General features: G+C 35.3%; 14 protein-coding genes. 5 read left to right on the top strand and 9 right to left on the bottom strand.

Annotated features, from left to right (window positions below; genetic code table 11):
* The 7 genes from FTT85_RS17370 to mobQ all read right to left on the bottom strand — a co-directional run.
* The coding region (locus FTT85_RS17370; protein ID WP_180176060.1) for an IS6 family transposase at positions 1-662 on the bottom strand (662 nt) is incomplete at its 3' end.
* Positions 663-784: 122 nt separating this feature from the next.
* Positions 785-1,342 carry a TetR/AcrR family transcriptional regulator gene (locus tag FTT85_RS17365; protein ID WP_005146114.1) on the bottom strand — a complete coding sequence of 186 codons (558 nt, stop codon included), beginning with the start codon at positions 1,340-1,342 and terminating at the stop codon, positions 785-787.
* Entirely contained in the window at positions 1,343-1,687 is a 345-nt protein-coding gene (locus tag FTT85_RS17360; RefSeq protein WP_005146112.1) for an SMR family transporter, read from the bottom strand.
* A gap of 256 nt (positions 1,688-1,943) precedes the next feature.
* Positions 1,944-2,087: a hypothetical protein gene (locus tag FTT85_RS17355; RefSeq protein ID WP_180184057.1), complete on the bottom strand. Its 144-nt coding sequence runs from the start codon at positions 2,085-2,087 to the stop codon at positions 1,944-1,946.
* Positions 2,088-2,099: 12 nt separating this feature from the next.
* Positions 2,100-2,675: a plasmid replication DNA-binding protein gene (locus FTT85_RS17350; RefSeq protein ID WP_121523934.1), complete on the bottom strand. Its 576-nt coding sequence runs from the start codon at positions 2,673-2,675 to the stop codon at positions 2,100-2,102.
* Positions 2,668-3,618: a replication initiation protein RepM gene (gene repM, locus FTT85_RS17345; RefSeq protein ID WP_180131822.1), complete on the bottom strand. Its 951-nt coding sequence runs from the start codon at positions 3,616-3,618 to the stop codon at positions 2,668-2,670. The genes FTT85_RS17350 and repM overlap by 8 nt, the downstream gene beginning before the upstream one ends.
* Positions 3,619-4,252: 634 nt before the next feature.
* Complete coding sequence (gene mobQ, locus FTT85_RS17340; protein ID WP_373686715.1) at positions 4,253-6,007, bottom strand: MobQ family relaxase; 1,755 nt, start codon at positions 6,005-6,007, stop codon at positions 4,253-4,255.
* A gap of 259 nt (positions 6,008-6,266) precedes the next feature.
* On the opposite strand from mobQ, the gene FTT85_RS17335 reads away from it, so the two are divergent.
* From FTT85_RS17335 to FTT85_RS17320, 4 genes are all read left to right on the top strand, one after another.
* Positions 6,267-6,641 (top strand): hypothetical protein, encoded by a 375-nt coding sequence (locus FTT85_RS17335; protein WP_086322809.1) that lies wholly within the window; start codon positions 6,267-6,269, stop codon positions 6,639-6,641.
* A 210-nt stretch (positions 6,642-6,851) separates the two neighbouring features.
* Entirely contained in the window at positions 6,852-7,676 is an 825-nt protein-coding gene (locus FTT85_RS17330; protein ID WP_180109571.1) for a hypothetical protein, read from the top strand.
* A gap of 90 nt (positions 7,677-7,766) precedes the next feature.
* The gene (locus FTT85_RS17325) at positions 7,767-8,498 is read left to right on the top strand and encodes a hypothetical protein (RefSeq protein WP_180109570.1); all 732 of its coding nucleotides are present in this window, start codon (positions 7,767-7,769) and stop codon (positions 8,496-8,498) included.
* Positions 8,499-9,137, top strand: coding sequence for a hypothetical protein (locus tag FTT85_RS17320; RefSeq protein ID WP_180109569.1), 639 nt, complete (start codon positions 8,499-8,501; stop codon positions 9,135-9,137). It abuts the gene before it with no gap.
* A 79-nt stretch (positions 9,138-9,216) separates the two neighbouring features.
* On the opposite strand, the gene nadS is transcribed toward FTT85_RS17320, so the two are convergent.
* The gene (nadS, locus tag FTT85_RS17315; protein WP_000369781.1) at positions 9,217-9,489 is read right to left on the bottom strand and encodes a NadS family protein; all 273 of its coding nucleotides are present in this window, start codon (positions 9,487-9,489) and stop codon (positions 9,217-9,219) included.
* Positions 9,482-9,802: a type II toxin-antitoxin system RelE/ParE family toxin gene (locus tag FTT85_RS17310; RefSeq protein WP_058971762.1), complete on the bottom strand. Its 321-nt coding sequence runs from the start codon at positions 9,800-9,802 to the stop codon at positions 9,482-9,484. Before FTT85_RS17310 ends, nadS begins: the two co-directional genes overlap by 8 nt.
* Before the next feature lie 166 nt (positions 9,803-9,968).
* On the opposite strand from FTT85_RS17310, the gene FTT85_RS17305 reads away from it, so the two are divergent.
* On the top strand, positions 9,969-10,229 hold the full coding sequence (locus FTT85_RS17305) for a hypothetical protein (RefSeq protein WP_068976015.1): 261 nt from the start codon (positions 9,969-9,971) through the stop codon (positions 10,227-10,229).
* The last annotated feature ends 309 nt before the right edge of the window (positions 10,230-10,538 follow it).

The raw sequence follows: 10,538 nt of genomic DNA, 5'->3' as shown, positions 1-10,538 counted from the left end.
GGCTGACCATAATAAAATGACGATGCTTGTCCTTTACGTAGTGCACGCATGACTTCAATACCTTTAATTGTGGCATAAGCCGTCTTCATAGATTTGAATCCTAATGTGGCCCTGATGATCCGCTTTAGCTTGCCATGATCACATTCAATCACGTTATTTTTATACTTAATCTGCCTGTGCTCAAGGTCTGGTGGACATTTACCTTCCCGTTTTAACCGTGATAAAGCACGTCCATATGTGGGTGCTTTATCCGTGTTGATCACTTGTGGAATTTGCCACTTCTTCACATTATTTAAAATTTTTCCAAGAAAACAATAAGCTGAATGGGTATTTCGTCTAGCAGAAAGATAGAAATCAAGAGTATGGCCACGTTGGTCAACTGCACGGTATAGATATGCCCATTTGCCATTCACTTTTACGTAAGTTTCATCCAGATGCCATAAATGTCGATCTGTAGGATTACGCCAATACCAACGTAAACGTTTTTCCATTTCTGGAGCATAACGCTGAACCCAGCGATAAATTGTGGTGTGATCAACATTCACTCCACGTTCGGCCAGCATTTCCTGAAGTTCACGATAGCTGATGCCATATTTACAATACCAACGAACAGCCCAAAGAATGATTTCACCTTGAAAGTGCCGACCGTGGAAGGGATTCATCTGCTGTATCTCGAAATAAATAAGATATTTAGCTTATCATGTCAGCCTATTTGCAACAGTGCCGTTCTATGCACTGGATTTTTCTATCTGGGGCTTACAGTTCAAATTTCGAATAAGAGATTTTATGTTAAATAGGTTCGATTAAGCAGATCGTCTTCTAATTTTGAACATTGCTCATCATCAATGACTCCGGTAATACTTTGTAGCCACAACCCATCTGCTGCTAAACGAAGTAACTCTAAATCAGGATGACTATCCGTTTCTGCATGTTGAGATAATCTATTTTTTAGCCATTCCATCCAAATTTTATTAAAGGTAGGCTCTGTGATCATAGTCATTGATAACGCTGACCAAGCAGAAACCACCCCATCTATTTGATGGATAAAAGAACTATGAATATAAGCTCGTGTGAATTTACCATATTCTGTTGGATCGCGTTTAATCAAGTATTCAACTGTTTGATCTAAATCAAGAATTATTTGATTGAACATTTCTTCTATCAAATTTTTTTTATTCGGGAAATGGTGAAATACCCCCCCTTTTGTTATACCTACTGCTGTAGCAATATTTTGAATAGAAACACCAGAAATACCCTTTTGAGAAACAAGAATAGTTGCCTGTTCAAGGATGCGCTTTCGAATAACCTCTGGTTGCTTCTTTTGTTGCCGAATTTCTTTCACTTAATGACCTGCTGATTGCGAAAATAAATTAATAATTATTACGCCAGATACGATAAAACCAATTCCAATTAAAGCAGGATTATCTAGTGTCTGTTTAAAAACAAAGTAGCCAACTACAGCAGTTAGAACAATCCCAACACCAGCCCATATAGCGTATGCGATACCTAAAGGGATTGTTTTAATAACTTGTGATAATAAATAAAATGCCGTGCTAAAAAAAATAAAGACCATCACGCTTGGAAAAAGTTTTGTAAACCCTTCCGATTTAACTAAAAAACTACTTCCAATCACTTCGGAAACTATTGCAAATCCAAGTAATACATAAGCGAGTAACACACTGTTCATAAGTAATCATACCTAAAATACCAATCGGAAGGTATGTTAAATTTTCAAAAAAAAATTATCAATAATTATTTTAGATTTTCTAAAATTAACATAATACACCTTATACGAAATGCTGTATAATTATCCTTATAATTCAACGCTGTAGTTCCTAGTTGATAGCCCGAGTTTCCATGACCGGGCTTTTTTTATGATTTTTCACGTTCCACGCCTATTATTTAAGCAATGTTTCACGATTTTGATTAGCTCAATTGAATAATCAGGATGACTGGTCTTTTTCTTTTTGGCGTTTATCCAGCTCTTTTTTGAGTGCCTTTTTATCCTGGTACGATGCAATCAGCATGATGGGGATCAGCAGCGGGGCCACAATAATTCCCAGGGCAATATCTTTCAGTTTCGGCATGATCTCTCTCCCTTAGTCATTATCAAAAACAGCATTTAGTACACGGCCAAATAAACCACGTTTTTTGTGTTGTGGCACTGCCACATTTTGCAACGTGGCATGCTGTAGCGTTTGGGTGTGGTATGCCGTAGTTTCTTGCTGTGGCACTGCCACATTTTCTGCAATATTTAATTCATTATTCTTTTTATTATCATTGTCTTGTTGTGTTGTCGCATGCTGTGGTAGGTCGGTGTCGCATGCCGTAGCATCTTGTTGTGGTGCTGCTGTGGCAGGAGCAACACTTTTCAGCTCAATGAGTGTTTGCATACGGTCAATTTGTTGCATTAACCGTTCTTCACGTTCTTGGTATTTTTTGACTTCATTTTCTAAATGGGCAATAAGTTTTTTTGTAGATTCATCACCTTCTTGCTTAGATGATTCAATTTTTTGAGATGTTTGCTCAGGTTCTCCAAAGCATCGGATGACCTCTGCTAGATCGAATTGTCCATCACTGGAGCGTGATAAACGTCCATTACGTACAGCTCTGTAAATGGTTGATCTATCCACATGGAATTTTTTAGATACTTCACTTAGTGATAACTTAGCCATTTACGGTGTCCTTTTTATTTGATGGCATGTATCCCACTTTTTTTAGGTATGGGGATAGTTCTTTGATTTTTTCAGGGTCTTGTAGCATCTCAGCAATACGAACAGCAAATTGAGGATAGCTTTCTGTTCCTTGTGAATAGCGACCCATTTCAGGGAGTTCTGAAAGTTTATTTGCAAACATATGCCGTTGAGCATCGGTCATCTTTGAAGAAAGACCCAAAGTATCCGGATCTCTTTCTATTGATGGGCTGTCCTTCTTTTTCTGTTTAAAGTTAAAAGAAAATCCTGAAATTGATCGACCTCTTTTGTGTTGTTCATACTTCACTGTGATATCTGTATGTTCGTTAATTTGTTTAATAGCGAGCTCAAGTACACTAGTTTTAAAGCGTTCCATACGCTTGTACTCAGTATCGAGTACGCCAATTCTTTGACGGAAATCACTTAGCTCTATAATTGGAGTAGAGCCCGTACTTCTCCAAGCAATTAATAACTCATATAAACGAACAGCATAAGCACTACTGAGATTACTAACTTGCTGCAATTCGTATTTAGTAAAATGCTCTTCTAAGCGCGTAATTAATGGAACTATGGCAGGGGCAAAAATAAGCTTAACCACTGCTTCATTATCTACATATCCAATTTCACTAACCCAACGGGATCTATAGTTCTCAATATTCCCTCTTTCATTTATTTTTTGATAGCTGAATTGTCTTGCGAATAAATCATTACAGGCATCTTTTAATGCCTGATAAGCGGTATTGCGATGTACGCCAAATTGATTGATATAGCTTTCTGCATGGACAGTTAAGGGATCATTAGCATTAATCCCTTTCCCACTTTCTCTTGCCTCAACAATAGCTAATAAAATTAAACGTTGTTCTACTAAATCTAAGTTATAACTTGCATTAATTAAGGCATTGTCTTTTACAACTAACTCTCTCATGAAGCACCAGTATTATTTATTATGCTATGACACCTTAATTAATTTTAGTGCTATAAGCAAGGTAAGCGGTGTCATATTGCAAGGTAAACGGTGTCATATTGCAAGGTAAACGGTGTCATATTGCAAGGTAAACGGTGTCATATGAAGTCTAGAAGCCTTTATTTACAGGGCTTTCAGCTTACCTAAAAGCATTTAAAAACTTTAAAATAATTAAAAGCCCAGGAAAGGAAAAATTGCCCTTGGTTTTCGCTACGCTCAAACTCTATTGAATCTCGCTTTCGCTCGATTCGTTGGGGCAATTTTTTGGCTCATTGGGTTGTGACTTTAAAAAAAAGCAAAAGCAGCTCGGAATTCGCTTCGCTCATGAGCTTTTTACTCGCTTCGCTCGACATAAAGCCATCGTAATCAGTTCGCACCCATTCGGGATGCTCTGATTCTGAGTTCTTGATACACAGGGGAGCCTGTAATCAGGGAAAAACAGGTGAAAAAATTTAGATCCCTGTAGTTCGCTCGTAGACACTCGCTAAATGCTCTCATTTGCGATTTAAGAGTTTTTTCTTAACTCAACTATAAAATCTACTGTGGTTTAGCAAAACATCGCTAAAAACCCTATTTTTTTGCGTTTAAACAGCATTCACCAAGGTCGGTAATCGTTGTTATTTTCATTTTCTGGTTTTTTAGGCTCATTTTTCTGCTGTTTTTCCAATTCTTGGCGTTTTAAAAATGCCAAATGTTCTCGTTCGTGTCTTTCTTGTTCATAGCGTTGTTCTTTTTGCTCTCGTTCTTTACGTAATTGCTCTCTAAATTCACTTTCTTTGCGATCATTTTCAATTCTTCGTTGGCGATCTACTTCCGCTTGGCGTACTTGCTGCATTCTTTCTTGTTCAATTTTGAGATCATCTGCCCGTTTTGCTTTAAGGAGGGGACTCATATCATCATTAAAATCATGTAGGGTATCGAATGAATGAACGTACTCTCGTTTTAGCTTCTGCCAAAACGTGGGTTTTATCGTTGGTCGTTCAATCCCATTATTTTCCAGTATCTCTGAGCATTGACCTAAGCGTTGGACGACATTCTCAATATCGTATTCTTTAGCAAGTTGTTCGACCTCGGTTGCGTATTCTCTCCAGTTCTCATTTTTTGCCTGTTCTACTGATTTTTCAGTCGCATAAAAATCAGGTTTTTTTATATCTCTGTAAGTATGATGATAAGAGTCATAAAACAAATTATTGGTATGTAGGTAAAAATCGCTTTTGTTTTCTGCTAACCATCGTTTTGTCTTGGTGAGATTTGATTCAATCTGCTTTTGATTATCAGCAGCATTGCTTTGAATGGTGTAAAACTGATTGGCAAATTCTGCATAAATATCTTGGCACCGGATGAAGTCATCATATGCGTTGTCGATCTGTTGAACCTGTTGTTCTTGCAGGCGTTCTTCTTCTAGGTTGAGATTTACTAATTCTGCTAAAAGCTCTTTTTCTTCTGCTTCGGTTAACTGAAGTTCGTTTTCCAGCTGGGTAATCTGATCTTCTAATCGACTTGGAACAATAATTTCTTGATCAAGGCCCTTGATGATCTGTTGGTATTCTCGTGCAGCATCTAAATTTTTGGCTTTGATTGCATCATTTTCAAGTGCAATTCTTGGTAGCACAATTTCAGTGTTACGTTCTTCAAGCGGTCTTTTTTGTTCCTCGTCATATTGTCTGCGAAGTGCTGTAGCTTCATGCCCTTCATGATGAGTGGGTTCAAGAAAGTCTAAGCCCTGATCTTTATAACTGCGGTGGTCGATGCGTTCGTCTAGTCCGGCATTTTCCAATACTGTGTTTACAACATTGGCAAAAGTTGCTCGGCTGTCCTTCAGGATCTCGGGACCATGGTCGTTGAAGATTCTTTGTTTTTTGCCTAATTCGCCTTTGTCATTCACGACTCTGGTCGTGAACATGATGTGGACATGGAAATTTTTATTATTGGTTTCATCATCATGATCATGTGGTGCATGAATACAAGCATCGACAATCACATTATGTTTTTTGACAAAGTTAGAGCAGAAATCATCAACGATTTTTATGCGTTCTGCATCTGTTAATTCATGTGGTAAAGCACAGATATATTCTTTGGCGAGTCGTGCATTGGCTTTCATTGAGCCATTGGCATTGAATTCTTTTTTTTCTACTGTATTCCAAAGTGTTTGACGGTCTAAAAGTTTTGTATTGGTATGTTCTGGTGCATAAATATTTTTGTATGCAAGTCCCTTTTTTTTAGTGTAGTCCTGAGTCTTTCCAAAAGTCAGATCCTCTAATTTTTCACAGGCACGATAAGCAGCACAAGCAACGGCTGAACGTCCGTCACTTCGTGAGATGTTGCTTTCATTCAAATGAAAAATTGCCACTTTAAAAACCTAAATTTCTGCATACCGTGGTTTTGATTTTTGCAACTTTGAAAAAGTTGCTGACCATGCTAAAGCGAGGTCATGGGGTACAGGGGTTTCCCCCTGTCGCAACGTCCACTTTTGAATGAAATGATAAAAGTGGGTAAGTGCGCCCTTTGTTTCACTCCGGGAAAACTTCGCTTCGCTACGTTTGATATTGCTCGCTTTGTTTTTTGACTCTATGATGATGTTTGATTATTGATCATCACGGTTTAATACTATGTCAGATATTCAAGAAAAGAAAGATGCAGTTTTAAAGAAACTCACCAAAGCACAGCAGAAAAAATTATCCCTGCAAGAGCAAATTGAGTATTTAAAAAAAGAACAAGAGCAGATCTTAGAACAGGCAAAACAGAAACAGAATGAGCTTAAACTCAAACAGCAAAAACTTTTAAGCGAAGCAAAAGCCCAAGAACGGAAAAATGAAACTAGACGGAAAATTTTGCTTGGCGCTTGGGTTTTGAATAAATTTAAGAATGATGAATCTTTTAAACATCAATGGGCTGATTTTGAGCAGTTTTTAAGTGCGGAAAGTAAGACAGAAGAAAATAGACAGAAAGATAAAGAGCTTTTTAATGATCTTTTTAAGGGATAAGTTCTAAATTTCATATAAGAGATTTTATGTTAAACATTGATCCGAGGTTTATGTGTAAAGTTGGTTCGATTAGAGTTTCAAAGAAAAACTGTTCGGCTTAACAAATAAAATTTTATATGTGACTTATGGTTTTTAGGATTTGGGTACTCAATGAATAATAGATAGTGTAGTGTGTACAAAATATTTATTACTTTTCAAGAAATTTTAAACATGAAAAAATTATCTATTTTTATTGGGGCATTACTATTATTAGTTGGTTGTAGTAAAGAAGCAAATAAGCCAGATTCCAATAATACCAACTCTCAAGCAGAAACTTCTACAGTTAAAGCTAAAAATGAATTACTAACGGAGAATGAAAAGGCTTTTCTTAAATTTTCTATTGAAGATGAGCTTAAAATACTTCCTACATTAAGCTCAGGTGACAACGAGTCTTTACTATTAACATCTTACTTTCCTGTCTACTCAGCTGATCAAATAACAAATGATTATGACAAAAATGAAATCAAAGCCAATAACTTATATAAGAATAAGTATTTCTTTGTTAATGGAAAAATATCAGGTATTGAAGCAGGGATAGATGACAAGCCAGTTGTTCGATTAGAAACTAAAGCTAATTATGGGTTCAATTCTCCAATGCTTCGCTTTAATAAAATTGATCATGGGAATGTAGCTGAGCTTAGTAAAGGCTCAAAAGCTACATTTTTTTGTGTAGGTAATAGTGAAATAGGTGGTAGTCCTATTTTAGATGATTGTTTATTCCTAGAAACTTTCAAAACTGGCACTGTAAATCAAGCTCTAGAGTTCGAAGATCAAAATATTTCTGGGAATGATAAGCAATGGGAAAAAGCTATCTATACCTATGTTAGTTCAGCATTATTTGTAGGCCAAGTTTCTAATGACTTTCAGAAGTGTGCAGTTGAGGATGCTGACTGTATAAACAAACTTTTCGAGAGTATGTCTAAAGAGGAAAAAGCCAAGTATCAGGAATTAATCAAAGCTAAATTTCCAAAAGCTAGTAAATCTCTTGAGAATTAAAGTAGTTCTTTCAAGCCAAATAATTCATTGGCTTTACGAGCTTATGTAAGTAAATATATCTTTTTAAAAAATTAATTATTAGGTGTTTTTATGAGTTTTAGATTTGGTGTAGGGAAAAAAATAGGAGGTATTAACTTTTTTTTAAGTAAGTCTATTTCTACCTCTAGAGCGAATACTAATAAAGGTATTGTTAAGAAAAGTCCTACAGCTTCTGATTTGAAAGACATAGAGTTCAGTAACTTTCTGCATAAAAGTCAAAAAGATGCCAATGAACTAATTATGGATTTTTTTGAATTAAATGGATATGACCCATCTCGTTTAAGAAGAGAAAATATTGATATAGATGAATTATTTGAAAATGATGAATCTTATGAAATGTTCTCAGAGTTAACTTTAAGTTTAAAAGAAGAAATAGAAAAAGTTGCTTATTCAGGTGATACAGGAATTCAAGCTAAGAGAGATATCGCTGAAAAACTTTTTGCTTTAAAAGCTTTTATAAATAGATATGAAAAGAGAGATCACATTAACCCTAAATATGCTTTTTTAAAACAGCCAGAGCCACAGTCTGAACCTATACCTGTGCAGATCAATACTTTAGTAAATGAAAGTTCTTTTGATTTAAGTTCTGTATTAAACAAAATAAATAATAATCCGATTGTTAAAAATGTAGGTTTAATTTGTTTATGGATAGGTATTCTAATTATGCCTTATATTTTCGCATGGGGTACTTTAAGTAAAAACTTCACTAGATTACATAGGGTTATAGCTTTCTCTTGGATGGCAGTAGTCTTAATTTTAATAATTACTGGTAATAAAGAATAAATGAAAATTAAGAAAAGGGCTTTAGACGTTGGCTCAGCAACTACAGAAAATTTAATTGATAATACATTGCTAAGTACAGCAGATAGTGTTTTAGAAGAGTTTATTAAAGCATTTCCTTTTGTAAGTGCTTTTAAAGGGGTTTATCAAGGATTTTACCAATATCAATTAAGTAAAAGAACACAGCAATTTTTATACTACATTGACGCATGTGAACTTGAATCCCCTAAAAAAATAAATGAAATTTTTAAAGATAAAAGTAATTTAGAGATGGGGATGGAGATCATGAATGCAATAGAGCTTAGCTATCTAGAAAAACATGCAAGGATGATTGCTAGGGCCACAATTTTATATGATGCTAAAGAGGTATCTAGAAGTGAATTTTTAAAGTATATGCATATAATTCCTAAGTTAACTTCGTATTTATTAGACCAAATTAAAGAATGTTATGAACGAAACAAGTTGGAGTTAACTAATCCTAGACATGGATTAAAGGACGCTACAGATGAGGACTTAACTCTAGAACTTGAATCGTATGGATTTGTGCAAATTATTACTCATCCTTTCGGAGGTAAAGAATATAAGGCAACTGGTTTTCTACTTAATTTCTATGAAAATATATTTCAAAGTGAACATGATTAAGATTTTCTAAAATTAACATAATACACGTTATACGAATCTAAAAATGGGAGCCTTAAGCTCCCATTTTTTAAGTAATTTTTTAAATAAGACTTGGATGAGCATCTAAAATTCGAATCAATGTAGCTGCTGGTCCAGTTGGATAGCGTCGTCCCTGTTCCCAATTTTGCAGGGTACGAGGACTAATATGCAGACGTGCAGCAAACTCATTTTGGCTCAAGCCTGTTTTTTCACGTACTTCTTTAATATCTGGTAGTTCGAGTTCTGTAACTCGACTTGCTTTAACTTCTTTACGTTTGATAGCTCCAGCTTCTTTGATTGAAGCAACCAAGTCATCAAATAAGTTGTTATCCATGAAATTGCTCCTTCACGAGTTGGCGCAGAATGGCTGTTTCCTTATCTGTTAAATTATCTTTCACTGATTTTGGATAAGCCACTAAGAAAAATATCTGATCATCCTCGGTGACCCAATAATAAATCACCCGAATGCCACCACTTTTTCCTTTGTTACCTTGAGCACAACGTACTTTGCGAATACCACCGCCATTCTTGATTAGATCACCTCTATCAGGCTGTACCAAAAGATCTTCCTGAAGTTGACGATATTCCTCATCAGATACAAGGTCTTTAATTTGCTTGGTAAAGATGCTGGTTTCAATAAATAACATGGACTCTTTGTACGTCAATGGCGTACTTGTATTTTAGCAGTTTCCATAACAAAAAACGAGAGTTGTCCGCTCTCATTCCGAATAATGCCCATCATGCTAAATAAAAGGATATTCAGAAAAATATAGATGTAAAATTATGGCCAAGAAAAGTTATTTGAGTTGTTATATGAGCGTTACTGTTACTCAGCAAAAAGATATTGATAAGGTTTTGAAGAAATACCCTGATTGCTGTTCAATCTGTAAAGATCATTTTGATGATGAAGATTTGACATATACAGTTTTTGGATATGACAAAAATCAACGTATGCAAATCGTTTCAGGTTGTTGTATTGATGAGATATCAGACGTAGTGCTTCTAGGCTTATGTGGTTGTTATGACCCAAATGACATACAGAATTTAATGAAAGAGCATCCTCTAGTAGGTTAATTCTTTAAGGTGAGCTTGAAGACTTTCTAAAATTAACATAATGGGCGTTATTCGGTTATTTATTGCTGATCTAAAATTTGTAAAAGAGAGTCTGGCTTAATTTAGACAGCTCTTTACTATATTTATTGAAGGTTTTTTATGAAGCACTTAGGATTTGTAGGAAAAAGTACTGAATATTTAGGGTATAGCCTAACGGAACAAAATAAAGTCTTAAAAAGCAACTCAAAAACCGTATTTATAGACTTAATATTTAATTTCGGTACAATATGTATTTAATTATCTAAACTCTAACGGTACAGAATGCCTAAT

The sequence above is a fragment of the Acinetobacter sp. YH01020 genome, assembly GCF_013420275.1.
Classification (GTDB): Bacteria; Pseudomonadota; Gammaproteobacteria; order Pseudomonadales; family Moraxellaceae; genus Acinetobacter; species Acinetobacter amyesii.
This window is presented reverse-complemented; position numbering and strand designations above follow the sequence as displayed.

What these genes read in the sequence shown, in the direction of transcription:
- FTT85_RS17360 (WP_005146112.1), bottom strand. Translation starts at nt 1,687, where the DNA reads ATGAACAGTGTGTTACTCGCTTATGTATTACTTGGATTTGCAATAGTT.
- FTT85_RS17355 (WP_180184057.1), bottom strand. Translation starts at nt 2,087, where the DNA reads ATGCCGAAACTGAAAGATATTGCCCTGGGAATTATTGTGGCCCCGCTG.
- FTT85_RS17350 (WP_121523934.1), bottom strand. Translation starts at nt 2,675, where the DNA reads ATGGCTAAGTTATCACTAAGTGAAGTATCTAAAAAATTCCATGTGGAT.
- repM (WP_180131822.1), bottom strand. Translation starts at nt 3,618, where the DNA reads ATGAGAGAGTTAGTTGTAAAAGACAATGCCTTAATTAATGCAAGTTAT.
- FTT85_RS17335 (WP_086322809.1), top strand. Translation starts at nt 6,267, where the DNA reads ATGTCAGATATTCAAGAAAAGAAAGATGCAGTTTTAAAGAAACTCACC.
- FTT85_RS17330 (WP_180109571.1), top strand. Translation starts at nt 6,852, where the DNA reads ATGAAAAAATTATCTATTTTTATTGGGGCATTACTATTATTAGTTGGT.
- FTT85_RS17325 (WP_180109570.1), top strand. Translation starts at nt 7,767, where the DNA reads ATGAGTTTTAGATTTGGTGTAGGGAAAAAAATAGGAGGTATTAACTTT.
- FTT85_RS17320 (WP_180109569.1), top strand. Translation starts at nt 8,499, where the DNA reads ATGAAAATTAAGAAAAGGGCTTTAGACGTTGGCTCAGCAACTACAGAA.
- nadS (WP_000369781.1), bottom strand. Translation starts at nt 9,489, where the DNA reads ATGGATAACAACTTATTTGATGACTTGGTTGCTTCAATCAAAGAAGCT.
- FTT85_RS17310 (WP_058971762.1), bottom strand. Translation starts at nt 9,802, where the DNA reads ATGTTATTTATTGAAACCAGCATCTTTACCAAGCAAATTAAAGACCTT.
- FTT85_RS17305 (WP_068976015.1), top strand. Translation starts at nt 9,969, where the DNA reads ATGAGCGTTACTGTTACTCAGCAAAAAGATATTGATAAGGTTTTGAAG.